At 46.7% G+C, this 26456-nt stretch carries 26 protein-coding genes and 1 tRNA gene; 8 read left to right on the top strand and 19 right to left on the bottom strand.

What is annotated here, in order from left to right; translation table 11 throughout:
- Window positions 1-75: 75 nt before the first annotated feature.
- The 3 genes from sifA to potA all read right to left on the bottom strand — a co-directional run bounded on the left by sifA (window position 76) and on the right by potA (window position 3398).
- Window positions 76-1086 (bottom strand): SPI-2 type III secretion system effector SifA, encoded by a 1011-nt coding sequence (gene sifA, locus ACLJTG_RS00455; protein ID WP_021000188.1) that lies wholly within the window; start codon window positions 1084-1086, stop codon window positions 76-78.
- A gap of 328 nt (window positions 1087-1414) precedes the next feature.
- Window positions 1415-2278: a spermidine/putrescine ABC transporter permease PotB gene (gene potB / locus ACLJTG_RS00460; protein WP_000799391.1), complete on the bottom strand. Its 864-nt coding sequence runs from the start codon at window positions 2276-2278 to the stop codon at window positions 1415-1417.
- Window positions 2262-3398, bottom strand: coding sequence for a spermidine/putrescine ABC transporter ATP-binding protein PotA (gene potA / locus ACLJTG_RS00465; protein WP_000531607.1), 1137 nt, complete (start codon window positions 3396-3398; stop codon window positions 2262-2264). Before potA ends, potB begins: the two co-directional genes overlap by 17 nt.
- Window positions 3399-3648: 250 nt before the next feature.
- Here potA and pepT point away from each other — a divergent pair, with 250 nt between their 5' ends.
- Both pepT and ACLJTG_RS00475 read left to right on the top strand, forming a co-directional pair.
- Window positions 3649-4878, top strand: coding sequence for a peptidase T (pepT, locus tag ACLJTG_RS00470; protein ID WP_000359414.1), 1230 nt, complete (start codon window positions 3649-3651; stop codon window positions 4876-4878).
- 3 nt (window positions 4879-4881) lie between these two features.
- Window positions 4882-6216 (top strand): hypothetical protein, encoded by a 1335-nt coding sequence (locus ACLJTG_RS00475; protein ID WP_080102160.1) that lies wholly within the window; start codon window positions 4882-4884, stop codon window positions 6214-6216.
- A gap of 39 nt (window positions 6217-6255) precedes the next feature.
- On the opposite strand, the gene ACLJTG_RS00480 is transcribed toward ACLJTG_RS00475, so the two are convergent.
- From ACLJTG_RS00480 to rluE, 9 genes are all read right to left on the bottom strand, one after another.
- Entirely contained in the window at window positions 6256-7377 is a 1122-nt protein-coding gene (locus ACLJTG_RS00480) for a cupin domain-containing protein (protein WP_000456509.1), read from the bottom strand.
- A gap of 80 nt (window positions 7378-7457) precedes the next feature.
- Window positions 7458-8921, bottom strand: a complete 1464-nt coding sequence (gene phoQ / locus ACLJTG_RS00485) for a two-component system sensor histidine kinase PhoQ (protein WP_001031687.1) — start codon at window positions 8919-8921, stop codon at window positions 7458-7460.
- The gene (phoP, locus tag ACLJTG_RS00490) at window positions 8921-9592 is read right to left on the bottom strand and encodes a two-component system response regulator PhoP (protein ID WP_001537766.1); all 672 of its coding nucleotides are present in this window, start codon (window positions 9590-9592) and stop codon (window positions 8921-8923) included. Before phoP ends, phoQ begins: the two co-directional genes overlap by 1 nt.
- 126 nt (window positions 9593-9718) lie before the next feature.
- A complete protein-coding gene (gene purB, locus ACLJTG_RS00495; RefSeq protein ID WP_198898116.1) occupies window positions 9719-11089 on the bottom strand; it encodes an adenylosuccinate lyase in 1371 nt (456 codons plus the stop codon).
- 3 nt (window positions 11090-11092) lie between these two features.
- The gene (gene hflD / locus ACLJTG_RS00500; protein WP_001519653.1) at window positions 11093-11734 is read right to left on the bottom strand and encodes a high frequency lysogenization protein HflD; all 642 of its coding nucleotides are present in this window, start codon (window positions 11732-11734) and stop codon (window positions 11093-11095) included.
- 86 nt (window positions 11735-11820) lie between these two features.
- Window positions 11821-12927, bottom strand: a complete 1107-nt coding sequence (gene mnmA / locus ACLJTG_RS00505; RefSeq protein WP_000004540.1) for a tRNA 2-thiouridine(34) synthase MnmA — start codon at window positions 12925-12927, stop codon at window positions 11821-11823.
- Window positions 12928-12980: 53 nt separating this feature from the next.
- Window positions 12981-13442, bottom strand: coding sequence for an NUDIX hydrolase (locus ACLJTG_RS00510; protein WP_000476069.1), 462 nt, complete (start codon window positions 13440-13442; stop codon window positions 12981-12983).
- An 11-nt stretch (window positions 13443-13453) separates the two neighbouring features.
- Window positions 13454-13783: a lysozyme inhibitor LprI family protein gene (locus ACLJTG_RS00515; protein WP_000825956.1), complete on the bottom strand. Its 330-nt coding sequence runs from the start codon at window positions 13781-13783 to the stop codon at window positions 13454-13456.
- Window positions 13780-14445: a 23S rRNA pseudouridine(2457) synthase RluE gene (gene rluE / locus ACLJTG_RS00520; RefSeq protein ID WP_023208616.1), complete on the bottom strand. Its 666-nt coding sequence runs from the start codon at window positions 14443-14445 to the stop codon at window positions 13780-13782. Before rluE ends, ACLJTG_RS00515 begins: the two co-directional genes overlap by 4 nt.
- A gap of 171 nt (window positions 14446-14616) precedes the next feature.
- Between rluE and icd the strand changes: the two genes are divergently transcribed.
- The gene (gene icd / locus ACLJTG_RS00525; RefSeq protein ID WP_000444506.1) at window positions 14617-15867 is read left to right on the top strand and encodes an NADP-dependent isocitrate dehydrogenase; all 1251 of its coding nucleotides are present in this window, start codon (window positions 14617-14619) and stop codon (window positions 15865-15867) included.
- 447 nt (window positions 15868-16314) lie between these two features.
- A complete protein-coding gene (gene sopF, locus ACLJTG_RS00530; RefSeq protein ID WP_000917268.1) occupies window positions 16315-17439 on the top strand; it encodes a type III secretion system effector SopF in 1125 nt (374 codons plus the stop codon).
- A 456-nt stretch (window positions 17440-17895) separates the two neighbouring features.
- Here sopF and ACLJTG_RS00535 read toward each other — a convergent pair whose 3' ends face one another.
- The 6 genes from ACLJTG_RS00535 to pagD form a co-directional block, all read right to left on the bottom strand.
- Window positions 17896-18102 (bottom strand): hypothetical protein, encoded by a 207-nt coding sequence (locus ACLJTG_RS00535; protein ID WP_000787625.1) that lies wholly within the window; start codon window positions 18100-18102, stop codon window positions 17896-17898.
- Between the two features lie 321 nt (window positions 18103-18423).
- Window positions 18424-19212 carry a putative envelope lipoprotein EnvF gene (gene envF / locus ACLJTG_RS00540; protein WP_001033398.1) on the bottom strand — a complete coding sequence of 263 codons (789 nt, stop codon included), beginning with the start codon at window positions 19210-19212 and terminating at the stop codon, window positions 18424-18426.
- A gap of 489 nt (window positions 19213-19701) precedes the next feature.
- Window positions 19702-19941 (bottom strand): virulence protein MsgA, encoded by a 240-nt coding sequence (gene msgA / locus ACLJTG_RS00545; RefSeq protein WP_000289207.1) that lies wholly within the window; start codon window positions 19939-19941, stop codon window positions 19702-19704.
- 190 nt (window positions 19942-20131) lie between these two features.
- Window positions 20132-20653: an RICIN domain-containing protein gene (locus ACLJTG_RS00550; RefSeq protein WP_001532066.1), complete on the bottom strand. Its 522-nt coding sequence runs from the start codon at window positions 20651-20653 to the stop codon at window positions 20132-20134.
- Window positions 20654-21067: 414 nt separating this feature from the next.
- Window positions 21068-21280, bottom strand: coding sequence for a cold shock-like protein CspF (gene cspF / locus ACLJTG_RS00555; RefSeq protein WP_001537306.1), 213 nt, complete (start codon window positions 21278-21280; stop codon window positions 21068-21070).
- Window positions 21281-21411: 131 nt separating this feature from the next.
- Window positions 21412-21675, bottom strand: coding sequence for a virulence protein PagD (pagD, locus tag ACLJTG_RS00560; RefSeq protein WP_012664625.1), 264 nt, complete (start codon window positions 21673-21675; stop codon window positions 21412-21414).
- An 811-nt stretch (window positions 21676-22486) separates the two neighbouring features.
- Here pagD and pagC point away from each other — a divergent pair.
- Complete coding sequence (gene pagC, locus ACLJTG_RS00565; RefSeq protein WP_000789471.1) at window positions 22487-23044, top strand: virulence membrane protein PagC; 558 nt, start codon at window positions 22487-22489, stop codon at window positions 23042-23044.
- Window positions 23045-23434: 390 nt separating this feature from the next.
- A tRNA-Arg gene (locus tag ACLJTG_RS00570) sits at window positions 23435-23511 on the top strand.
- 754 nt (window positions 23512-24265) lie between these two features.
- Here the strand turns inward: ACLJTG_RS00570 and ACLJTG_RS00575 are convergent.
- Window positions 24266-24610, bottom strand: coding sequence for a c-type lysozyme inhibitor (locus tag ACLJTG_RS00575; protein ID WP_000977724.1), 345 nt, complete (start codon window positions 24608-24610; stop codon window positions 24266-24268).
- Window positions 24611-25312: 702 nt separating this feature from the next.
- On the opposite strand from ACLJTG_RS00575, the gene ACLJTG_RS00580 reads away from it, so the two are divergent.
- Complete coding sequence (locus tag ACLJTG_RS00580; RefSeq protein WP_000927827.1) at window positions 25313-25585, top strand: hypothetical protein; 273 nt, start codon at window positions 25313-25315, stop codon at window positions 25583-25585.
- Between the two features lie 152 nt (window positions 25586-25737).
- On the top strand, window positions 25738-26205 hold the full coding sequence (locus ACLJTG_RS00585; RefSeq protein WP_001218120.1) for an Hsp20 family protein: 468 nt from the start codon (window positions 25738-25740) through the stop codon (window positions 26203-26205).
- Window positions 26206-26456: the final 251 nt, after the last annotated feature.

Consider the following 26456-nt stretch of genomic DNA (forward strand, 5'->3'; position numbering starts at 1 on the left):
GAGGTTACTCTGTAGGCAAACATGGAGTACGTGAGTAAACCCTGAACGTGACGTTTGAGAAAGCGTCGTCTGATTTTATAAAAAACAACATAAACAGCCGCTTTGTTGTTCTGAGCGAACGTGTAGCGTGGTTAACTGTTCTTCCGCCATTTTTTGTATAGCCTGGGGATCTATTCTAAAAATGGCGTGAAAAACCTGATCAGAGAGGGTTTCGATTATCTCAGCTAACATACTTTGGCTGGTGCTGGGATCCGTTACGAGGAACGCCTGAAACGTCTTATCCGCTAGTAAAACCTCTTTTACCATTTTTTCAATAGGTATGTGGGTATGCGGTGGTGGTATTTCAAGCTGTTTTAATCCACACATCGCCATTGTTTCTAAAAATGCGTTTTGCTGAGTACTTTCGGATATATTCGCATGGTGTAAAATGCGCGTTGTCTTTTCAATCCCAGACTGAATTTTCGCTGCCAGGTAGGTTGCCTTTTCTTGCGCTTTCCACCCATCTAAATGTCCTTTTCTCAATTCAGTATATAAATACCCCTCTATGTTGTCTAATGGAACCGATAATATCGGCGCGCCAGCAGGATTGAGACATAATGTCGAAGGGAGGGGGTAGTCTACGATTTCGCTATATCTTCTCTTAATCATGGCCGTCATTTGTGGATGCGATTTTAAAGTATCCGGGCGATTTTTCATTAAAAAATAAAGATTCCCCATGACTTCACAGCTAAAGGTATCGGTATTTTGAGTGATACGTAACAATTCGTTCTCTTCGTTTTGATCCATGATACGAAGAATCATGATGGCATCATTTTCATGAGGATTATAAACCTGAAATCTATCTCTTTGCGATGCGCAGGCTAACTCTTTCAACTCAAAAAAAATCTCTGTAAGCCGCTCTCGTGTGGGGGCGCGTTCGGCAAACAACATCTCATGTAGACAACGGTCCGCTTTTTCTTTGCCAGTAGAAAAAAAGAAGTCTTTAATTTTTTCCCATAAAACTTTCCACCATGCTTCTTTCGTATTCCTTGGGGAGTTGGTAAGGATTTCACTTTTTAAAAAACCATTCCCTATAGTAATCGGCATATTAATCTCACTTAAACTGGAGTAAAAATGACTACATAATTGATTAAATCGACCCTTTTTATCTCAACTGCGGGCGCATCGGATATAATATAATTTTTAAAAGAGACTGACAATCAGTATAAAACCTGAGAGCTTCGCGTATAAACGCATTACTGTCTGTGATAGCGTCGCTACAGGTAAAAATAAAAGAAGGCCTGGCGCGGATGATGTTGTAGATTTGCAATACTGGCGGCAACTGCTTTCATGCGTTTTTTATGCCGGAGGCATGAAGTTTACCCTTGAATAAACTTCATGCCTGGATGCGTGTGGATTTGTTAGCGTTGCGCAATTAATCGCTTATATCACTCACCTTCTTATTCAATAAGCGGGAAGCCCGCCAGTAAATCAATAGCATGAGTCCCATCACAATGGTCAGCGTAATGCTGGTAGCCGCGCCAAACGGCCAGTCGCGAATATTCAGGAACTGTACCTTAATGACGTTACCAATCAGCAGGTTTTTCGCGCCACCCATTAAATCGGAGACGTAGAACAGGCCCATTGCCGGTAGCATCACGAGCAGGCAACCGGCGACAATGCCCGGCATGGTTAATGGAATAATGATGCGGATGAACGTTTGCATTTTACTGGCGCCGAGATCGCGTGCGGCCTCCAGTAGTGGTTTGTCGAGCTTCTCAATGCTGGAGTAGAGCGGCATGACCATAAATGGCAGCAAAATGTAAACCAGGCCGATAATAACGGCGCTCGGGGTGAACATGATGCGAATCGGTGTATCAATCACGCCCAGCCACAGCAGGAATTCATTGAGATAACCTTTAGTGCTCAGGAATATTTTCAGCCCATAGATGCGGATCAGTGAGTTGGTCCAGAAAGGAACAATCAGCAAAAACAGCAATAACGGACGTATCTTTTCCGGTAACTTCGCCAGAAACCAGGCAAAAGGATAGCCCAGCACCAGGCAGGAGAGGGTGGCGATCAGCGCCATATTCAGAGAGTGCAGGAGCACTTCAAAATAGAGCGGATCGAGCAGGCGCGCGTAGTTATCCAGCGTAAAGACCATCTTGACGAAACTGGCGTCGTCACGGGTCAGAAAGCTGGTGCCAATGATCATCAGGTTGGGCAGAAAAACAAACAACACAAGCCAACCGACGATAGTGACAATCACTACATTCTGGAATTTACTTGTGTTCTTCATCAGCCAGTACGACCTCCCAGCTTTCTACCCAACTAATGGCCATTTTTTGGTCAAGTGAATGGTCGAAGTCAGGATCGTCTTCGTTGAAGAATTCGCTGACCATCACCATTTTGCCATTTTCCAGTTCAACCACCGACTCCAGCGTCATACCTTTATAATTGCGCTCGCGCACGTAGCCGATAAGCCCTTCGATGTGGTTATCATCGTTGATCTCTTCGACGCGTAGATCTTCCGGTCGCAGCAGGACGTTCAGTTTTTGGCCTGGTTCGACAGCGAAATTGACGTATATATTGCACTCCCGACCTTCTACGCTGGCGCGGACGCGCTGTTCATCAAGCCGTTCAATGACGGTTGCGTCAAAGCGGTTAATTTCGCCGATAAAACCGGCGACAAACAGGTTTTTTGGCTCTTCATAGATTTCACGCGGCGTGCCGTCTTGCTCAATCACGCCATTACGCATTACCACGATACGATCGGACATGGTGAGCGCTTCTTCCTGATCGTGAGTGACAAAAACAAACGTGATACCGAGTTTACGCTGTAATGCTTTAAGCTCGTTCTGCATTTGCTTGCGCAATTTATAGTCCAGCGCGGAAAGCGATTCATCCAGTAATAACAGGCGAGGTTTATTCACCACCGCGCGAGCGATAGCCACACGCTGCTGCTGTCCGCCGGAAAGCTGGTGCGGTTTACGTTGTGCAAACTCTTCAAGCTGCACCATACGCAGCGCATCGGTCACGCGAGGCGCTATCTCGGCGGCTGGCGTTTTTTGCATTCGTAAGCCAAACGCGACATTTTCAAACACCGTCATATGCGGAAATAAAGCGTAGCTTTGAAATACGGTATTTACATAACGATTTTCGGCGGGAACGTGGGTGATATCCTGGTTATCCAACATGATATGCCCGGCATCAACGGTTTCCAGGCCGGCAATCAGGCGAAGAACGGTTGTTTTACCGCAGCCGGAAGGGCCAAGCAGCGTGAGGAATTCGCCATTGTTAATGGTCAAATCCAGCTGTGAAATGACCTCTTTGCCATCGAAACTTTTGCTAATTCCCGACAAAAGCACCAGCGGTGAAAGCGAACGCGGTTGATTATTCAATTTCTTACTCTGTCCCATGTAAACGCAACGGATGGCTGACCGCTGCGGGGTTTGTGGTTAACCACCTTAATCACTCTTAATGAGGGCGGTCATTCTACGGCAAACCACTGTGATCGCCAATCCTTGTTGCGAATTACTGACTTAGCTTTATAGTCAGAAAGCGTGTCAAAGTGAAATATTCTTGTTTGCAGGGATAAAAGTGACCTGACGCAATATTTGTCTTTTCTTGCTTATTAATAATGTTGTCACGAAAAGTGAGGGTGACTGCATGGATAAACTACTTGAGCGTTTTTTACACTACGTATCGCTGGATACCCAATCAAAGTCGGGTGTTCGGCAGGTTCCCAGCACTGAGGGGCAGTGGAAGTTACTACGTTTGCTCAAACAGCAGCTCGAAGAGATGGGGCTGGTTAACATTACATTAAGTGAAAAAGGGACGTTGATGGCGACGCTCCCGGCCAATGTTGAGGGGGATATTCCCGCCATTGGTTTTATCTCCCATGTGGATACCTCTCCGGATTTCAGCGGTAAAAACGTTAACCCGCAGATTGTCGAGAATTATCGCGGCGGCGATATAGCATTAGGGATTGGCGATGAGGTGTTGTCACCCGTGATGTTCCCGGTACTGCATCAATTACTGGGACAGACGCTGATTACTACCGATGGTAAGACATTGCTGGGCGCGGACGATAAAGCCGGCGTTGCGGAGATCATGACCGCGCTGGCGGTGCTGAAAGGTAATCCTATTCCCCACGGTGAAATTAAAGTGGCGTTTACGCCTGACGAAGAGGTAGGGAAAGGCGCGAAGCACTTCGATGTTGAGGCCTTTGGCGCGCAGTGGGCCTATACGGTCGACGGCGGCGGCGTGGGCGAACTGGAGTTTGAAAACTTCAATGCCGCCTCGGTGAATATCAAAATCGTCGGCAATAACGTGCATCCCGGTACGGCAAAAGGCGTGATGGTCAATGCGCTGTCGTTGGCGGCGAGGATTCACGCGGAAGTGCCGGCGGATGAAGCGCCTGAAACCACCGAAGGTTACGAAGGGTTTTATCATCTGGCCAGCATGAAAGGCACCGTTGACCGGGCCGAAATGCACTACATCATTCGCGATTTCGACCGTAAGCAGTTTGAAGCGCGTAAACGCAAAATGATGGAGATTGCCAAAAAAGTCGGTAAGGGGCTGCATCCGGACTGCTATATCGAACTGGTGATTGAAGACAGTTATTACAATATGCGCGAAAAAGTAGTTGAACATCCGCATATTCTCGATATCGCCCAGCAGGCCATGCGCGACTGTCATATTACGCCGGAGATGAAACCGATTCGCGGCGGTACAGACGGGGCGCAACTGTCGTTTATGGGTCTGCCATGTCCTAATCTCTTTACCGGCGGATATAACTATCATGGTAAACATGAGTTTGTGACGCTGGAGGGGATGGAAAAAGCGGTACAGGTGATTGTGCGTATCGCGGAGCTGACGGCTAAGCGCGGGCAGTAGCGAATGTTACGCATTGTGGTGAAGCGTTTTATTATTTATGGCGGGATATTTTCCGCCATAAATTTTTCTGCCTGGAGCGCCGAATATACGCCTTCCTGGTCCCAGCGCCAGCAACAATCTGCAGCATGTTTTATGACTGGCGATGAAACCTGCATGACGTTTATTGATGATGCGGTGAGGCTGGCCTCGCAGCAATATGGCAAACGCTCAATACAGCTTGTTCGTAGCCTGCTATTACAAAGCGATATTTATCAATGGCTGGGTAAACCGGAGTTAACGCCGCAAATGCTGCTGCGAGCGTGGGCAATCATGAAAACATTTCCGGCGGGCACTTATCCGGGCGATCGGGCCGATATGTTTGAACACCTGGCGGCCTTTTATGTTTACGGTGACGATCGCCATATAGAGTATTCACCGACAGAGCAGTGGCGATACGAGATCAAGGTTGATTACCGTCAGCGGATAGCCTGGCAAGAGCAGGCATTAACGTGGCGTCTTAAAGACAAAAAGGCATCGACGGAAGCATTGGTTTATACCTTAAACAGGATGCGCGACGCTTATTCTGATGCGCTGGAGGTGCGGGATGTCGAATGTGATAGTGCGCGTAAAGCCTATTATTTGGCGAAGATAGACGCAACGGAGCAGCAGTGGCTGGGCGTTATTTTACGGGATAAAACCTGGGATAATCGTGAGCGCGTCGCCTCTTTTTTGCAGCAGAAAGCGGATATTGCTTATAATGCAGGGCATATTAGCGAGGCGATTAATGCGCTAAGTCAGGCGCTAAAAATTGAGCAAACGCTTTATGGCGCCGAATTCGGCGAAATGACGGTTGACAGCAATAATCTTGCTGGCTTTTATGCACAGGGCCATCATTATAAGGAAGCGAAAGATCTCTACCTTAAACTTATCGCGTATTACCAGAGCCGTTTAACGCCAATGGCGACGGTAATATCACGATTACGCTTTTATTTGCCCGAAAACATCGACCTGGACAGTACCTCCCTCTATCTCCCATTGCTGGCAGAATATAAACGTCGGCAGTCTGACGTATCAATGGTGTTGTATGGTATTTCGCTGATTTATCAGAGTAATCAAGAACTTGAACAAGCAAAAGACTTTGCGGAACGCGCCTTTACGCTTGATGCCGTAGCTTATCCAGCAAAGATGCAGTATGAACGATTACAGCAACTGGCTAATATTGCCGAAGGTCTTGGAGATAACGCGCAGGCGCGGCGCTATCGGCAAATGTCATTTCGCCATCGAATGGCCCACTCGCTTTATCCGGGCGATCCGCAATATAACGATGTCGCCAACCCTGGCGGCGATCGTTGTGGATAGTTTGCGTCAGCCCGGCGGTCGCCGGGCATTGCGATGTTCTTATCCTTCGAAGAACCAGTACCCGCTATTCACCAGCGCCGCCAGCATCGCGAGGAAAGAAGGGTCTTCCAGCGCATCGCCGAAGTTTTCAGCGGTCAGTGCAATATGACTGGCGAGCGCCTCCAGAGCGGGGCGATGCGGAGAGTCTATTTTTTCGCCATTCGCATAGACCTCATCGCCGATACGCAATACGCGAAGCCCGCCGAGACGTACTAATACCTCGCCTTGCTTTAAGGCATCGTAAATTTCATCAGGCTGATACGGCGGCTCCGGCGGCGCAATATCCAGTTCGTGGCGTGACTGAGAGAGAAACTCGCCAAGCCACTGTTGGAAATGCGCGGGTTGATTGATCAAATCGAGCATCATATTACGCAGTTTATCCATCTCCTGCGGCAGGATATCCGCCGCATGCTTGCGGGACGGTATATCCGGATCGCTGTAGTATGTGTTGCCCAACTCCCGTTGCAGGACGTAATCGGCAAAACCGCTGATCAGCTCACGGCTATTGGGCGCGCGAAAACCGACCGAATAGTTCATGGCGTTTTCCAGCGCATAGCCTTCATGCGGGAATCCTGGCGGAATATACAGAATGTCGCCCGGCTCCAGCTCTTCATCGATAATGGCCTCGAACGGATCGACTTGTAACAGGTCGGGATGCGGGCAGTGCTGACGCATTTGCAGCTTTTCGCCCACGCGCCAGCGACGGCGACCGGTTCCCTGGATAATAAACACATCATACTGATCCAGATGCGGGCCAACGCCGCCGCCGGGAACGGAAAAGGAGATCATCAGATCGTCGATACGCCAGTCCGGCAGAGCGCGGAACGGGCGCATCAAGGCGGCGGTGGGTTCGTGCCAGTGGTTTACCGCCTGTACCAGCAGCGACCAGTTGCTCTCACCCAGATGATCGTAGCTTTCGAAAGGGCCATGGCTGACCTGCCATTTGCCATCCTGATGGCTAACGAGACGGCTGTCGATTTCGCTTTCCATCGCCAGCCCCGCCAGCTCATCCGGCGAGAGCGGATCGATAAAGTTGCTAAACCCACGTTTTAAGACCACCGGGCGTTTTTGCCAGTGGCGTTCAAGAAAGTCGGGCCAGTTAAGAGTTAATTGGTATTCCATGTTAAGTATCCGCAGGCTGGTATCTGACACCGATTATAACGGATGCTTAACGAGATGCGTGGAAGAACGCACAGAAATGTTTATTCCTCTTTCTGTGTGGGATGCTGTCGGCCAAAAACGACCTCCATACGGGCACCGCCGAGCAGACTGTCGCTGGCAATGATCTGCCCGGCGTATTGTTCCGTAATCTCGCGCGCGACAGCCAGCCCCACGCCTTGTCCTGGTCGTAGGGTATCGGCGCGCTGACCGCGATCAAACACCAGGGAACGTTTGCTGTGGGGAATGCCTGGGCCGTCATCTTCGACGAAAATATGCAAATGATCGTCGGTCTGGCGAGCCGAAATCTCGACAAACTCCAGGCAATATTTACAAGCGTTGTCCAGTACGTTGCCCATTACTTCGACAAAGTCGTTTTGCTCGCCAACAAAACTGATCTCTGGTGAAATATCCATACTGATATTCACCCCTTTACGCTGATAAACTTTATTGAGCGCGGAGATCAGGTTATCTAACAACGGCGCGACGGGATGCAGTTCGCGGCTTAACAATACGCCGCTACCGCGCATACTGGCGCGATGCAGATAATAGCCGATCTGCTGGGAAATCCGGCTGATCTGTTCCAGCATCACCGGTTCAGCTTTGCTGACGCTCATCTTTTCGTTGCGTAAAGAGCGTAACGTACTCTGCAAAACCGCGAGCGGCGTTTTTAAACTGTGCGTCAGGTCGGTCAGGGTCGTGCGGTATTTGTTATAACGTTCACGCTCGCTTTTGAGCAGTTGATTAAGGTTGCGCACAAGGCTGGTCAGCTCACGCGTCGTCTCCGGATTGAGCATTTCGCGGTGATGATCTTCAAGCTCGCGGACTTCCCGCGCCAGCGCCTCGATAGGGCGTAAGCTCCACCAGGCGGCGATCCACAGTAAAGGAATGACTAACAGTAAATTGGCGGCCAGCACGTATACGAACCAGCTCCACACCATATATGAGCGTTTTAGTTCTATCGGAATGGTATCGACCACCACGATGGTTAACTGCGGCATCCGCGCCGTGGCAGGATAAATATTTACCGCTACCGAGTGGGTCATCTCCGCATCATCGTCATCTTCACGTACTTCTTTGAGTTTTTCCTGCGCGGAATGGTCCTCGCTCAACAGCGTGCTGGTAGCGTCTACGTTGGTTTCAATTTCATGGAAGCCGTTCGTTTTTAACCATTCCGGTTGAATGCTTTTAATCAGCCAGGGGATATTGCGCTGCGTCCATAATAATTTGCCCGTTTCATCGTAAATCAGCGTCATGGTCGGGCTTTGCATGTCCAGATTTTCAGGCAGCTCAACGCTGATTTTATTATTTTCCCATTTGGCGAGGGTGTAAAACAGGTTGCTTTCGCCGCGCAGCAGACGAAAGGTGGTTTTATCAAAACTTACGCTATAGCCGACCAGCGCCACTATGCCATATGCCAAAGAAAGCACCAGCACGACGCCGGCTGTCGCCAGCAAAAAACGAACCCGCAGCGACAGCGGCAGAAAATGGCGAGCAAATTTATTCATTAGCGCAATTCAAAAAGATATCCTTGTCCGCGTACGGTGGTAATGACATCGTGCGGATACTGGGCCTGTATTTTTTTCCGCAGACGCCCCATGAGAACATCAATGGTATGACTTTCCCGCAGTTCCGCATCCGGATACAGCTGAAGCATCAGCGAATCTTTGCTGACCACTTTACCGTTGTTACGGATAAGCGTTTCCATAATGGTGTATTCGAACGCCGTGAGTTTGATGACCTCTTCATTGACGGATAATTCCCGGCGTGAGAGATCCACCTGGAAAGGCGGGATGTTGATCACCTGGGAGGCCAGACCGCTATTACGGCGCATTAACGCCTGCATACGCGCCATTACCTCTTCGATGTGGAATGGCTTCGTCACGTAGTCATCGGCCCCTGAGCTGAGAACCTCGACTTTATCCTGCCAGCCTTCGCGCGCGGTTAACACCAGAACCGGCAGTGAAACATCACTGCTGCGCCAGCGGCGTATCAAGGAAAGGCCGTCTTCATCCGGCAGACCTAAATCGACAATAGCGATATCCGGAAGGTGTTCATTAAGGTAGTAATCAGCTTCCCTGGCATCTTCTGCGGCATCGACCTGGTGACCTGAATCCTGGAGCTGAACCTTCAGGTGGTGGCGTAATAATGCATTATCCTCTACAACCAGTACGCGCATCATCTCTTCTCCCTTGTGTTAACAATAAGAACAGTCTAGCGTTGATTATGGTGCTTTGGGGATAAACAGTTAATAAACCAGACAAATAGTCACCCTCTTTCTGAAGAAAAGAGGGTGAGGCAGACATTATTTAAGTTCGTCGACCAGAGTCACAGCGCGACCGATATAATTTGCCGGCGTCATGGCTTTAAGGCGCGTTTTTTCTGCTTCCGGCAGGGCCAGACTATCAATAAACTGTTTCATTCCTTCGGCATCAACACGCTTGCCACGGGTCAACTCTTTCAGTTTTTCATATGGTTTTTCAATACCATAGCGGCGCATGACGGTCTGGATCGGTTCGGCTAATACTTCCCAGTTGTGATCCAGTTCGTCAAGCAGATGATCGCGGTTTACTTCCAGCTTGCTGACGCCCTTCAGGGTGGACTGATAAGCGATAAGCGCATAGCCGATGCCGACACCCAGGTTACGCAGGACGGTTGAGTCGGTCAGATCGCGCTGCCAGCGGGAAACCGGCAGTTTGTTTGCCAGATGGTGCAACACTGCGTTAGACAGACCGAGGTTGCCTTCTGAGTTTTCAAAGTCAATGGGGTTAACTTTATGCGGCATGGTAGAAGAACCGATCTCCCCGGCGATGGTTTTCTGTTTGAAATGGTTCAACGCAATATAGCCCCAGACATCGCGATCGAAATCGATCAGGATGGTGTTAAAGCGCGCGATACAGTCAAACAGTTCCGCAATATAATCATGCGGTTCAATCTGGGTGGTGTAAGGATTCCACTGGATGCCCAGCGAGGTGACGAACTCTTCGCTGAACTGATGCCAGTCAACTTCCGGATAGGCGGCGATATGCGCGTTATAGTTGCCTACGGCGCCGTTAATTTTACCGAGGATCTCCACCTGGTTGAGCTGGCGGAACTGACGATCCATACGATACGCCACGTTCGCCATCTCTTTACCCAGAGTGGAAGGCGTTGCCGGCTGGCCATGGGTGCGGGAGAGCAGAGGAATGTCGCGATACTGCGTGGCGAGATCTTTAACCGCGTTAATCACCTGACGCCAGTAAGGCAGGATCACTTCATCGCGCGCGGTTTTGAGCATTAACGCGTGCGACAGGTTGTTAATGTCCTCAGAAGTGCAGGCAAAGTGGATAAATTCGGAAACGTCATGTAGCGCCGGGATCGCGGCGACTTTTTCTTTAAGAAAATACTCAACCGCTTTCACATCGTGATTCGTGGTGCGCTCAATGGTTTTAATGCGCGCGGCATCTTCTTCATTGAAGTTTGCCACAAGCGTATCCAGGTAACCGTTTGCGTCGGCAGCAAAAGCAGGAACTTCCTTGATCGCTGCGTGCGCGGCTAATTTCTGCAGCCAACGTACTTCGACTTGTACACGAAATTTCAGCAAACCGTATTCGCTAAAAATTCCGCGCAGCGCGCTGACTTTATCGCCGTAGCGTCCATCGACAGGGGAAACGGCGGTCAGTGAGGATAATTCCATAGATCATAACTCCGGGGTTAAATGAGCAAGAATTTGTTTTGCCTGAGTCGTCAGGCGATGACGAGAAAACATAAGCTGTAGGCGACCACCGCCTACCTGATGCCAGAGCACGGCTGCACGGATGCCTGCCAGTAGCGAGGCGCGGACTTTGGCCTGCACCTGCGGACTTTGCAGAACGGCCGGGGAGCCCGTCACCTGAATGCGCGGGCCCAATGGGCTAATCACATCCACGTAGATGCCCGCCATGGCGCTCATTAACGTGTCTGACTGTAAATCAAAATGGTCAAGCTGGCGCTGCAGGCCGTTAATGCGATCGCCTAACGTATTCAACGCGCCTTTGGCGGATGACAGCTTGCGCTCCAGCACCATCAGGCTAAGCGTATAACGCGTCAGTTCGGCGTTAAGTCCTTGTCGGCTGCTGGCATTCAGCACGCCGAGCAGTGTTTCCAGACCAAGACGCAGGTTAGCTTCGCTGCCGCCGAACACGCCCAGAGTAGAACTGGGATTCATATCAATGACACTGTTGAGTGAAACGTGCAACGCGTCGGCATCACAGTGCCCCTGGTGCGCCAGTTGTTGCACCAGGCGTGCCGACTGGCAAATGCCAGACAGCGCGAGGGTGATGTCATAATAATTCTTTGCCACAATCACTGCTTCCTTGTATCAAATAAAATACACTTCATCTTTTAAGCCGCTTTGAGGCGACTTGAATGGTGTTGTGTATTGAATAATCAGACCGTCAGCGGCAGTCGCTGCTCGATAATGCCGCCGCCCAGGCAGACTTCGCCGCTGTAAAAGACAGCGGACTGGCCCGGCGTAACGGCGGCAACCGGCTCGTCAAAAATGACCTCGATACGATCGTCATCCAGCGCGTTAATCGTGCACGGAATATCGGTCTGGCGGTAGCGGGTTTTTACCGTACAGCGCAGGGTGCCGGTGAACGGTTCGCGATCGACCCAATGTAGCTGCTGGGCGATGAGGCCTACCGACATCAGACGTGGGTGCTCATGCCCCTGGGCGACAATTAACACATTGTTTTCAACGTCTTTATCCACCACATACCAGGGGTCTTCGCTACCGTCTTTGGTGCCGCCGATTCCCAGCCCTTTACGCTGACCGAGCGTATGATACATCAGACCCTGATGCTCGCCGATTTCATCGCCGTCAACGGTAATGATTTTCCCCGGCTGCGCAGGCAGATAGCGCCCTAAAAAGTCGCGGAATTTGCGCTCGCCGATAAAGCAGATACCGGTAGAATCTTTTTTCTTGGCGGTTACCAGCCCCAGATCTTCGGCGATTTTACGCACCTGCGGTTTTTCCAGCTCGCCAACCGGGAACAGACTTTGCGCAATCTGCTCATGGCCAAGCGTATAGAGGAAGTAGCTCTGATCTTTGTTGCCGTCGAGCCCGCGCAACAACCGGCTTTTGCCGTTTACATCCGCGCGGCGAACGTAGTGACCGGTGGCGATATAGTCGGCGCCTAAATCTTCTGCGGCAAATTCAAGGAAGGCTTTAAATTTGATCTCTTTATTGCACAGAATATCCGGGTTCGGCGTACGGCCCGCTTTGTACTCTTCAAGGAACAGTTCAAAGACGTTATCCCAATATTCTGCGGCAAAATTAACGGTATGCAGTTCAATGCCAAGCTTGTCGCACACGGCCTGCGCGTCAGCCAGATCGGCTGCCGCGGTACAGTATTCCTCACCATCGTCCTCTTCCCAGTTCTTCATGAACAGGCCTTCTACCTGATAACCCTGTTGTTGCAACAGCCAGGCGGAAACGGAGGAGTCGACACCGCCGGACATGCCGACGATCACTTTTTTTGGGCTTTCTGACATTGGAATACTCGCGACATTGAACTTCAAGGCGGCGTATTCTACCACGCAGCCCTTTACTTGACACCCTCTGTAAACGGCCAGTTAAATTCGCCCACTATAGATAAGGGGTAACATTGTCCCGTTTGATAACTGCGAATGCTTTCAGCCACCAGCGGAGAACGTAAATTCGGCGCGTTCAGAATCTCGTCGGCGCTCACCCAACGGCAGCAATCGATGTCATTGTCATGGGGTTCGGTCGCGCAAATATGATCAAGCTTGATAGCGAATAAAAAGCGCAGGAACGGGGTCTTATCCGGCGCAATCCACTGATGCATACGGATAAAATACTGTGGTTGCGCCGTGATGCCAGTCTCTTCCCACAGTTCACGCGCGGCGGCCTGCGCCAGCGTTTCATCTGCCTCCAGGTGTCCGGCAGGTTGATTCCATAACGATTTACCGTTGATGGTCTCTTCCACCACCAGAAATTTATCTTCGGCATGTACGATGCAGGCAACGGTCACGTGCGGCTTGAACATAGGCATCCTTATTAAAGCGGTTTATCAATGTGGTCATAGATCGCGTCAAGCTGTTTCAGACGCTCGTTATAAGCTTTTGTCAGGCAGGTGACGTCGGCCTTGCACTGCTGACGCTGTTTAAGCCAGCTCTGCTGGGCGTCCTGCAGCGCGCCGCGACTGCCCATCGCGAACAACCCTTTCAGAAACTGATATTTGGTGTGCATTTCCACGTCTTTATCATTCAGCGTCAGGTGCGCGCAGATAGCCTTTTCATCCGCAGCCTGCGCTTTCTGGCAGTCGAAGCTGGCCGCATTAACGGATAACGGTGTTAATAAAGCAAAAGCTATGAGAAGCCGTTTCATCTGTCTTTCTCCTGTGCGATCTCGCGCCACTGTCCATTATCGAGGCCGTTGAGCGTGTAGTCGCCCATGCTGTAACGAATTAATCGTAGAGTGGGATGACCGACATGCGCTGTCATGCGTCTTACCTGGCGGTTGCGGCCTTCATATAAGGTGACTTTTAGCCAACTGGTGGGAATATTCTTCCGTTCGCGAATCGGCGGGGTGCGCGGCCACAGCCAGTCAGGCTCCGCGACCATCTCAATACCGGCGGGCAGGGTAGGGCCATCGTTGAGCGTGACGCCAGTACGAAGCGCCTGCAGCGCTGCATTATCCGGGATGCCTTCTACCTGAACATAGTAAATCTTGCCGGTACGTTTGCCCGGTTGCGTGAGGCGCGCCTGCAGCGCGCCGTCATTAGTCAGCACCAAAAGCCCTTCGCTGTCGCGGTCCAGGCGGCCTGCGGCATAAACGCCTTGCACAGGAATAAAATCTTTTAACGTGCGGCGACCTGCTTCATCCGTGAACTGCGGCAACACATCGTAAGGTTTATTGAACAAAACCACGCGTTTTGGCTGGTTTTCTTTCCGTGATTTAGATGCTTGTCGTGAGCTGAATCGCTTAACGTAGTGATTTCTAAAAGAAGTTTTTTGCATGGTGTTTTCAGAACTTATTAATTGCCGCATTATAGCGCAATAATGAGTGTCTTTCATGGCGGCAAACAATAGGGTAGTATTGACATGCTCATTACAAAACATTAACAAAAAATTGCTCTAACGCAGTCGTGCAGCAGGACGCCATTGCACATGCAGCGCGATGACAGACGAGCAAACCAGAAGCGCTCGAAGGAGAGGTGAATGGAAAGCAAAGTAGTTGTTCCGGTGGAAGGTAAGAAGATCACCCTGCAAAACGGCAAACTCAACGTTCCTGAGAATCCGATTATCCCGTTTATTGAAGGCGATGGTATCGGTGTTGATGTCACTCCAGCCATGCTTAAAGTGGTCGATGCCGCCGTCGAGAAAGCCTATAAAGGCGAGCGTAAAATTTCCTGGATGGAAATTTACACCGGAGAAAAATCCACACAGGTTTACGGCCAGGATGTCTGGCTCCCCGCTGAAACCCTTGATTTGATTCGTGATTACCGCGTAGCGATTAAAGGTCCGTTGACCACGCCGGTTGGCGGCGGTATTCGCTCTCTGAACGTTGCCCTGCGTCAGGAGCTTGACCTGTACGTTTGTCTGCGTCCCGTTCGTTACTATCAGGGCACGCCAAGTCCGGTGAAACATCCGGAGCTGACCGATATGGTCATCTTCCGTGAAAACTCTGAAGACATCTACGCCGGAATTGAATGGAAAGCTGACTCTGCAGACGCTGAGAAAGTGATCAAGTTCCTGCGCGAAGAGATGGGCGTGAAGAAAATTCGCTTCCCGGAGCACTGCGGTATCGGTATCAAACCGTGTTCTGAAGAAGGCACTAAACGTCTGGTTCGCGCGGCGATTGAATACGCTATTACCAACGATCGCGATTCCGTTACGCTGGTACATAAAGGCAATATCATGAAGTTCACCGAAGGCGCGTTTAAAGACTGGGGCTACCAGTTGGCGCGCGACGAGTTCGGCGGTGAGCTTATTGACGGCGGTCCGTGGCTGAAAATTAAGAACCCGAACACGGGTAAAGAGATCGTGGTTAAAGACGTTATCGCCGATGCGTTCCTGCAACAGATCCTGTTGCGTCCGGCGGAATACGACGTTATCGCCTGTATGAACCTGAACGGTGACTATATTTCCGATGCCCTGGCGGCTCAGGTTGGCGGTATCGGTATTGCACCGGGTGCGAATATCGGCGACGAATGCGCGTTGTTTGAAGCGACTCACGGGACTGCGCCGAAATATGCGGGCCAGGATAAAGTCAACCCAGGCTCCATTATTCTGTCTGCGGAGATGATGCTGCGCCACATGCAGTGGTTCGAAGCCGCAGACCTGATTGTTAAAGGTATGGAAGGCGCGATTGCCGCGAAGACCGTGACCTATGACTTCGAACGTCTGATGGACGGCGCTAAGCTGCTGAAATGTAGTGAGTTTGGTGACGCGATTATCGCGAATATGTAATAACGATAATTGTTAAAAACAAAAACGGGGACTTAACGTCCCCGTTTTTATTATTAGTATTCGAACGGTTATCAAAACTTTATCAAAACTCCCTCAATTCAGACCGCAATAGTAGTTCATCCTTTACCCCGATCGTCATGATAACCTGAGACCCCCCTGAAAGCTGATAGTTACCGATTTTGATTGTAGTGGTTTTCTTAATAATGTGTGATTTGGCTATTTTTTGAAAGTGCCTTACCAGATTTATTGTTATTATCAGGATAATTTTTTAATAAAAAGTGATGGTTTATTGACTACAATAGTGGGTAGGTTAAGTATTTTATAAAATTATTAGCATGCTTTATTTGCTCTTCTACAAGGCTGCTAAGAAGTGTTGAAATATCAGCCTGATAAAGAATACGTCAGCGAAAGTGAATGCTATATTAGTCATAAAAATTCAGGAGACATATGCTCAAACCTATCTGCCATAGTGGAAGTATAAAGGTTCCGGAATATCTGGAAACAGATAAGGAAAAAAATGCCGGACGTACTCCACTATCTTCAGACATTCAACAAGTTAGAAATGTTGTTGAAGATGTTCCGCCATTTCCAGAAAGCAGAACGGCGAGAGGTTCTGTAAGCGCAGCGTACAGGCTTTCTTTTGACGAAGTGTTTTGCGGTCTCAGCAATGAAGAGCGTAAAAAGGTGTATGGTCGCCTTTTTGGAAAACAAGTACTTGCGCATATTCATTCCAGGTGTCAGCGCGACGCTGACATAATAAGAGAAAAAGCGCTCAGGCGGATAAGTCGTGAGTGTGGTACCGAAATAGATTGCACTCTCTTGCTAAATAAGATGGTGGATATTTTACAAAATGCCCGGCTGACAATAAATTTTAATGCGGCAAAAATTGACTTTGTCTCTCTCTTAAAAAATAAAGAATATCTGAACTCTTATGCATTAGGTTGCAGACCAGGAGATTTACCTGCTTATAATGTCGGACGTGATTCAGTTGAAACTAAAGCATTTGAACTGGAGAGGCTTGCAGATTCACCTTATGCCCCATATGGTCAGACAGGCGGTTTTTCCGTAGCATATACTCCCAACAGTAGAACTTTTAGCCCTACAAGCAGACCAATTTATGCTGCACTGGACTTTCTGAACGGTGAAAATGGAGGTGCCAGCGCCTATGGAAAATCATTTTTTGAATTAAATGATAATGTAAAAACAAATTGTACATTATCACCTTTTGATATCTACGGCCACAGATTTGGCCTGGATACGAGTAAATTATCTACATTTTGGCATATGGAGAACCTGATTGCATCCTGTCAAAATGATTTTTTTGGTTATAATTGCTTTAAGAGTTTGGTTAAAATGGCTAAGGACGAAAAATTTTTAGCTCATTCTAATTATGGTAAAGGCTATGAAGGGAATTATATAGAGGCTCATATTCATGGTGATGTATGTTTATTCAGAGATATAAAACACGTTTATTTGTCTTTGCAAGAAAACTCTTACTCGAAAAGTCAACTATATGATTATGCAAAACAAATAAACCAGGCGCTTAATAGAGACTGCATAATATTATATTGACAAGCTTATTATCAGTCTCTTTAAAAGAGCTTTAAATGATCATGAGCGCATACTTCTTGAGGTAGGCAGTAACTGCTTTTATATTTATTATCTCAGGACCGTTCTGGCAGATACCTGTGTGGCACTTTAGTGTGGTCTGGCAAAATAGAGGAATATGGACCAGCAGAAGCGCCTGCTGGCTGCTTTTCACTTAAAATGCTGGACTTCACCGGTGCTTCAGATGAAGCGACCTTCACAGTCATCAAGTGGCCTGTATTACCACAGGAGTGATTTACTGGCTATCGATATTCCTGCTCATATCAATGACAGTATTTCGCTCTTTCCCGTACATTGCTCTCCCGACCAGCTCACGGTCCAGTACATGACAGTCCTTTTCCACTTCGCTACGCCTAATTTTTTTTAGTTGCTCTGTTTTATTGCGCTGAATTTGTACCTCAAAACAATAATTTTAAATACTTATTTGAATATTTTTTTTATGATTTTTTCACGAAATGAGTAAAAAACAAAATGAAGAATGATATAAATAATTAATGCAATAAAAAATGATATCACACCAATTGATGGTCCTGTTTTGTATACGAATAACATGCATAAAAATATAGCAAATAGATCAAGGGAAATATCCGCGATGAAATCAGTAATTATTTTGAAAAAATTCTTCATATTACCTCTTTAAAATATCTATTTTATTCATCATTTTTAGGTCGGGCAGTGCTCGAAATTCTCACGTACAACGTATACGCTCCGGTTTCTGCGCGCTGCCCGGCTTCACACTGGCTCCAACAAGTACGCCCGCTGGAATAGATTCCTGGCGTCACATAACTTCACCTGGTTATCCACAAAAGACTCAATAAATAAACATCTTGAGTACGAAAAATTACAGTGTCAGAGAATGAAATAGCGATTCGCTGTCTTCAAGCAGTGCCTTAGTACCTGGCACGCGCTCTTTCGCGCTATAATTTTTATCAATGTTTGTATCGTCTGCTATTTTTTAAATGTCTGCTGTATTTCGTTCATCTTTTCAGCTGCTTTTTTACGCTGACTTTCAATGTCTTTTCTCGATTGTTCAACAAGTTGCTGTGCTTTTTCGGCTTCTTTTTTTGGGTCGAAAGGTTCTTTGATCTCATATCCGGCAATAGAACCATCCTTATTTAAGGTCATTACCGCACGTGCTGTATTTTTAGCAGTGATGGTAATGTCATAGACGAATTCGCCATTATGAGCTATCTCTGCTCGTACAACGATATCGCTATCTTCCGTAACGGAAATGATGCCACTGGCGTTAGCACGTTTAATTGTTTCCTGAATACGCTCTGGTATAATGCTGAAATTGATCGAGTCGAATTTGAATAAAGCCTCTTTTAGTGCTTCTTGTTTTTGCTCCTCTGTTATAGTGCCAAAGATGGTTAAGTTGACAGGCGAAGGTCCCCCCCAGTAGCCGTTGTTAAATTTAAACATCTCTACTTTAGCAGGGGTGTTAACGCTTTGTCGAATGAATGAATACCCGCCCTTGAAGAAACGGACTTCAATAATCGCAAGATTGGCTCCACCTTTTGCGTTGATATTGGCAATAGCTTTTTGCATTTCGGCTTTGTCGTAAAAGAACATTGATTGCTGGTGCTCTTTTTGCTGGATTTTTTGCATGTATTTCTCTTGATTTTTTTCAGCTTCCGCCATGGCATCTTTATCGTTATCACAGGCGCTAATTAGAGTTGCCGCGATGAAGGTAATCGGAAGTAAGAGATTTTTATATGTAACATGTATTTTATTCATGTGAAGTATTTCCCTTTTTTATATAAAATAGATAGTCTTGACTGGTCGAGACTATCCTGGAAACATAGTAATAATGCGTGTGCATATCTGCAGTAAGTTTTAGTTATGCTGGTTTTATTTCGGATTTTTACCTGTTACTTTTTGTTCGTAAATAGGTATTTTACGTATTGATGATAAGTTTAGAACCTATCCCAGTAGGCGTAATCGTTAAAGCCAGTTTGGCGAATAAAAGAGTCTAATGGGATAGGCTCTTAATAAACAACAAAACCAAACGTACTTTCAGATTTCAGGCTGGAATGCGCACAGCTGATTGTTGATAAGGGCTACTCATACCGACAGGCCAGTGAAGCGATGAATGTCGGTTCCACATACCGGTCTGAGGTATCAACAACAACATGTTCTGAGTGGTAGCGTTTGCGTTATATCGTCACAGACAGCGCCTCAGGGCGCTGTTTTCGATCGGACATGTCGCTTTCGCAGGAGGGGACGTTATTCGGCGACCAGCCACATATCAGCCTCTTCAAACATCTCTTCCAGCATACGGTGCAGCCGTTCTTTCTCGGTTTTTGTACAGTCACTGTTTAATGCGTTCGCCTGCATTGGCTTAACTTTCACTTGCGCATCGGGAAAAAGTTGATGTACGCGTTTTGTGAGTTCATTGAGGATGATTTCGCGTGCGCCTGGCAAACCTTCAACATTTCGCTTGTCATAAACGAGTTCGACGTACATCGCCATTTCCTTTTTACTGGTTGGATGACCAGTATTTAAGCTGGGTATATAACTGGTGTCAAGGTTTAGCCGCCGTTTTGTCATCCTGACGTTGCGGACGTAAAGTAAATTGATCGCACGTGGAAGTAAAGGTCGCTAACCTGTTGTCGTGTCAAGAGGTTAGCGGCACTCTCTTCACAGCGGTGTCCTGCTACCTGATGGTAAATTCCAGGGCGCGACTAAAATCGCAATCGGCCAACACAACAGGGTCGCCTTTTCTGACAATAATGCTATTTGTGCCCAGGCATTTTCGGCTCTGTTTCCCCTTAATTTTGTTATCATCAGTGAGCCAGCGCTGGTTATCATTACCCGTGCATGAATAAAGAATGATTGGTGTGCCTTCTTTTGTACCTTGTCCTGCGGCATCCAGACATTTCTCACCCTGCGTGATTCTGTCTCGGTGAAATGAGAAAAGCTGAGATTGCACATGCTTACACTCCCGCAGCGTCAAACGATTCTGTTGATCTGGGCCTGTATCAAGGCACAGACCATCAGTTGTCCGAATTTGTTCCGCGTCATTTATGTAATAACCACCGGAATTAATCTGGTTTTGTGTAATGACCGGGAACGACAAATTAATACTATAAGGTGTGGGTAAGCCGTTCGTCGTACATCCACATAAAATAGAGGAGAGGCAGAGAACCAGTGTGGTTTTTCCTGAAAGCAAAGTCATTCAATTATTACCCTAAAAATAAATAGCGTTACAACTATATTGGCAATTTATACCCACTGAATATGACGTAGCATTGAGCGGCAATAGAGATAATTCCGATAGAATCACATAAATACTTCGGTTAAATGCGCGCAGCCAGCCACTCCTGTGACGATGGGTATATAGCGTTAAATACTTTTGCAATATTACATGCTATCACAGTGAAAAACGGCTGTACATTTCTTCACGTTAAACAAAGTGAGAAGGGGGGGCACCCGGTATATGATAAAAGAGGTCACAGGAGTCATTAGCAAAATAAATCTTTTAGATTTTCGCCACTGAAAACATTCTGCAGCCTTTCAGGCAAAGCCTCATAGCAGGCTGCGGAGGTAGACGTACTCGCTAAATTTTTCTGAAAAAATGCCGGGTGACGAATTATGAAAGATAAACGTTGGCGGCGGTAGGTCCGCGGAGGCCATTAATACGACAAAACTCAACGCGTATACCGGGGATAAGCGCTTCTGTTTCGTGTTGGCGACATGCTGAGATGTGGACCTGAACATCTTTGCGTCCATCGGAGGGGGTGATGAGACCTTTACCGCTCTTACAATCAAAGGTTTTGACAATTCCTGTCATTTTACGAGACAAACAAATTCCTTAATGGGGATAACGAGGCGCACTATACACGTCAGGAAAAATAATGCCAGCTATATTTGATGACAATCAAGATTTCCGGGTGGCTAAAAGTAGTCGTTCGGCATCATTGTAGATAAATAACATTATGTTCTGGAGAGAGTATTCCCTTTCCTGGCGTCATTGACTGGGGCGGACATCATGGGTTTTGTCGTCGGGCAGGACGGTGAACTAATCTGCCTGGCTTGCTTTTTATCAGTATTTGTAGGTGGTTGCGGGGTTTTACTACCAAAATCGTAGATAAAAATATCCCATGATGCCTGTTGTAAACCAGAACAATGGCCTGAACTGGCCAAAACATGGAATGAAAAAATAAGTAATGACCAAAGCATAAAAGCATGATGTTTCATAGCACCTCCTGTTATATATAATGACTTGTGAAGTTCATCTCCTGAATTATGGAACGTCATTGACATTTTTTATTCAACGAAGAGTTAACCACTCTTAATAATAATGGGTTTTATAGCGAAATAGACTTTTTTATCGCGTGTTCAATATTTGCGTTAGTTATTATTTTTTTGGAATGTAAATTCTCTCTAAACACAGGTGATATTTATGTTGGAATTGTGGTGTTGATTCTATTCTTATAATATAACAAGAAATGTTGTAACTGATAGATATATTAAAAGATTAAATCGGAGCGGGAATAAAGCGTGCTAAGCATCATCGTGAATATGATTACAGCGCCTGCGATGGCATATAACCGTATTGCGGCTGGAGCGTCACGTGAGGACTGTGAAGCACAATGCGATATGTTCTGATTATATGGCGAGTTTGCTTAATGACATGTTTTTAGCCGAACGGTGTCAAGTTTCTTAATGTGGTTGTGAGATTTTCTCTTTAAATATCAAAATGTTGCATGGGTGATTTGTTGTTCTATAGTGGCTAAACACTTTATGGTTTCTGTTAAATATATATGCGTGAGAAAAATTAGCATTCAAATCTATAAAAGTTAGATGACATTGTAGAACCGGTTACCTAAATGAGCGATAGAGTGCTTCGGTAGTAAAAATATCTTTCAGGAAGTAAACACATCAGGAGCGATAGCGGTGAATTATTCGTGGTTTTGTCGATTCGGCATAGTGGCGATAACTGAATGCCGGATCGGTACTGCAGGTGTTTAAACACACCGTAAATAATAAGTAGTATTAAGGAGTTGTTATGAAAAATATTATTTTATCCACTTTAGTTATTACTACAAGCGTTTTGGTTGTAAATGTTGCACAGGCCGATACTAACGCCTTTTCCGTGGGGTATGCACAAAGTAAAGTTCAGGATTTCAAAAATATCCGAGGGGTAAATGTGAAATACCGTTATGAGGATGACTCTCCGGTAAGTTTTATTTCCTCGCTAAGTTACTTATATGGAGACAGACAGGCTTCCGGGTCTGTTGAGCCTGAAGGTATTCATTACCATGACAAGTTTGAGGTGAAGTACGGTTCTTTAATGGTTGGGCCAGCCTATCGATTGTCTGACAATTTTTCGTTATACGCGCTGGCGGGTGTCGGCACGGTAAAGGCGACATTTAAAGAACATTCCACTCAGGATGGCGATTCTTTTTCTAACAAAATTTCCTCAAGGAAAACGGGATTTGCCTGGGGCGCGGGTGTACAGATGAATCCGCTGGAGAATATCGTCGTCGATGTTGGGTATGAAGGAAGCAACATCTCCTCTACAAAAATAAACGGCTTCAACGTCGGGGTTGGATACCGTTTCTGAAAAGCATAAGCTATGCGGAAGGTTCGCCTTCCGCACCGCCAGTCACAAAACAGGGCTTCTTTACCAGTAACACGTACCTGCCTGTCTTTTCTCTCTTCGTCATAGTGACGCTGTACATAACATCTCACCAGCATAAGCACAGATAAGGGGTTGTGGTAAGCAATCAAGGTTGCTCAGGTAGGTGATAAGCAGGAAGGAAAATCTGGTGTAAATAACGCCAGATCTCACAAGATTCACTCTGAAAAATTTTCCTGGAATTAATCACAATGTCATCAAGATTTTGTGACCGCCTTCGCATATTGTACCTGCCGTTGAACGACTACTGAAAAGTAGCAAGGTATGTATTTTATCCAGGAGAGCACCTTTTTTGCGCCTGGCAGAAGTCCCCAGCCGCCACTAGCTCAGCTGGATAGAGCATCAACCTCCTAAGTTGATGGTGCGAGGTTCGAGGCCTCGGTGGCGGTCCAATGTGGTTATCGTATAATGTTATTACCTCAGTGTCAGGCTGATGATGTGGGTTCGACTCCCACTGACCACTTCAGTTTTGAATAAGTATTGTCTTGCAATCCTGTTACAGAATAATTTCATTTATTACGTGACAAGATAGTCATTTATAAAAAATGCACAAAAATGTTATTGTCTTTTATTACTTGTGAGTTGTAGATTTTTCTTATGCGGTGAATCCCCCTTTGCGGCGGGGCGTCCAGTCAAATAGTTAATGTTCCTCGCGAACCATATTGACTGTGGTATGGTTCACCGGGAGGCACCCGGCACCGCAATTTTTTATAAAATAAAATTCACACCCTATGGTTCAGAGCGGTGTCTTTTTACATCAGGTGGGCAAGCATAATGCAGGTTAACTTGAAAGATACGATCAATAGCAGAAACCAGTGATTTCGTTTATGGCCTGGGGATTTAACCGCGCCAGAGCGTATGCAAGACCCTGGCGCGGTTGGCCGGTGATCGTTCAATAGTGCGAATATGAATGGTTACCAGCCGCTGCGAATTCTACCTGGGTCACTTAATAAAGCAAAACATTTAAACGCTCAACAACGACAATTCAGACAGTTCGAACTTTTCTTTAAAAATAGGATTAACCATGCTTAAAAGTGGTTACTAATTAGCCATTATACTACGGTAGTGATTCACATATTCTTTAACGTTACGTTACAGGAAGGTTGAAGTGGAAATGCCTGATGAGTCTTCAGGCATTTCTTAAGGTTAGTTAGCTAAGGAACAGTTACTGAGAACAGGTTTATCATCACCTTCCACCAGTTCAGCCGTTTTGCCTTTGGTATAAAGTTTATAAGTATAATTTTTGTCTATGGCTTCGTAATTTGCTCCGGAGGCCATTTTCATTAACCGCATCGGGATCATCTCGTTTACCTGACTGATAATCGCATAGGCGTTTCCAGCCTCGGTGTTGACGTAAATCACCTCCATAACCTGGTTATCATTACAGGTGTATATAGATTTAGAAATCTCCTGCGAAGCTGCTATAGAGATGGTACTGGCGCTAAGCGCAGCGAGAAAGAGGGTAAATGGGATCAATTTACGTTTCATCATTAGTATCCTTTGTGCATAAAATTGTCGTTAATTCCCTGAAGAACGGGAGATAAAGCGGCATCAATACGATGAATGCTGTAGTATTCCTGTTTACTGACGAAAAGTGCGCCAGAAAAGCGTATTATAATTTATCCATCACTGACATATGTGATGAGTAGACAAATCTTAAAATCATAAACTATAGGCTGCAAATCATTATGGTGCGATAGAAAATGATTGTCACCACTGCTCAATACTATGGCATAAAAACCGAAGAAAACGGTACTGTTCACTGTCTCGTTTCATACGGTATCTGTCAGTGAAACTATTTCTTCAAATGATGGTCTTTTTATTATCGATCAGATAATGGCATCAACAGGGGTTATTCAGGAGTATATGTGAAAAAGTGGCTTATAGGAGGGATATTGATCGCAAGTTTTCTGACCGGTTGTCTGATGTGGCACAACATTGATAAATGGTTTAATAAAGATATCGAATTTTTCTACGTCGGAGACGATAGCTAAAATTCCAGTCAGTTGGCAACGGGAGTCATATCTTCAGGTATGGCGCCCGGAGTAGCCGGGCGCAAATTGTAGGTGTATAAATGTCATTTCATTAAAATTTTAGCGACAACATGGACAGTCACTACCGCGTGCTAGAGGCCCTCTGAAGTCACAAGATGAATAAGCCAGTTTTTTGTTTCAGCGGTGACTGAAACATATTTTGCTCCTGGTGGGCTTACCGCCAGTTGCTGAAAAAGACAACGATGATGTAACTGTTGCAGAGACTGACGAATACGACGACCGTGAATTTTATTTTTGGCGACCATATTTCCTCCCAAAAGGCCGCCCGAAGGCGGCGCTGGGTTTGATAATGGAGAAGGGCGTTGGTCACTGCCATAACCAACCTGTATACATTAATGCAATTGATAATCATTATCAATTGTACTGGTGGAGAAAAATTGTAAAGATGAAGGGACAGCGGAAATGGCAATGAACGGGATGAGATTTTTCGTTAACCACTTAAATTCGTGACTAAAAAAAGGCTTTTATAGACTTGAAAATGTTTTTCCCGTCCCTATGTAGTCAGTGGACAAGCAATGCTTGCCTTGATGTTGAACTTTTGAATAGTGATTCAGGAGGTTAATGATGGCACTCAGAACCTTGTCAGCACTTCCCGTGTTTGCTGATTCTCTTTTCTCTGACCGTTTCAACCGTATTGATAGACTTTTCAGTCAATTAACAGGAGATACGCCAGTCACTGCGACGCCAGCTTACGATCTGCAAAAGCGCGATGCGAATAACTATCTGCTTACCGTGAGCGTTCCTGGCTGGAAAGAGGAAGAGCTTGAAATTGAAACGGTTGGCGGCAACCTGAATATTACGGGTAAACACACTGAAGAGACGGTAGAGGATCAGACGCACTGGATTTATCGTGGTATTCGTAAGGCGGATTTCCAGTTGAGTTTTTCTTTGCCTGAACATGCTAAGGTGAATAATGCGAAACTGGAACAGGGCCTCTTGTTGGTCGAGATTTACCAGGAGATCCCTGAAAGCGAGAAACCGAAAAAAATTGCCATAGAAAGCAAACCAAAGGCGATTGAACATAAATCATAAAAGCATTAATGGAGGCCCGTTTAGACGGGCCTTCATTGTCTGTAGCGAAAAGTATCCCGTCATGCTTGTAGGCACAGATCGCTAAATATTATAGCCCTGACCTCTATATTATCCCGTGCCACTGACCTCGTCGCCATTGGACGGCGGTAAGTTGGAATTATCCGCGAGGTCAGTCCAATTTTTGTCCACTCTCGACATTCTGCCTGTTATGGGCGCGATATCTGAACATAAATTCGTATAGCGGTTGATCG

Origin of the sequence: Salmonella sp. SAL00672, assembly GCF_046552175.1 — a bacterium.
GTDB classification, from domain to species: domain Bacteria; phylum Pseudomonadota; class Gammaproteobacteria; order Enterobacterales; family Enterobacteriaceae; genus Salmonella; species Salmonella enterica.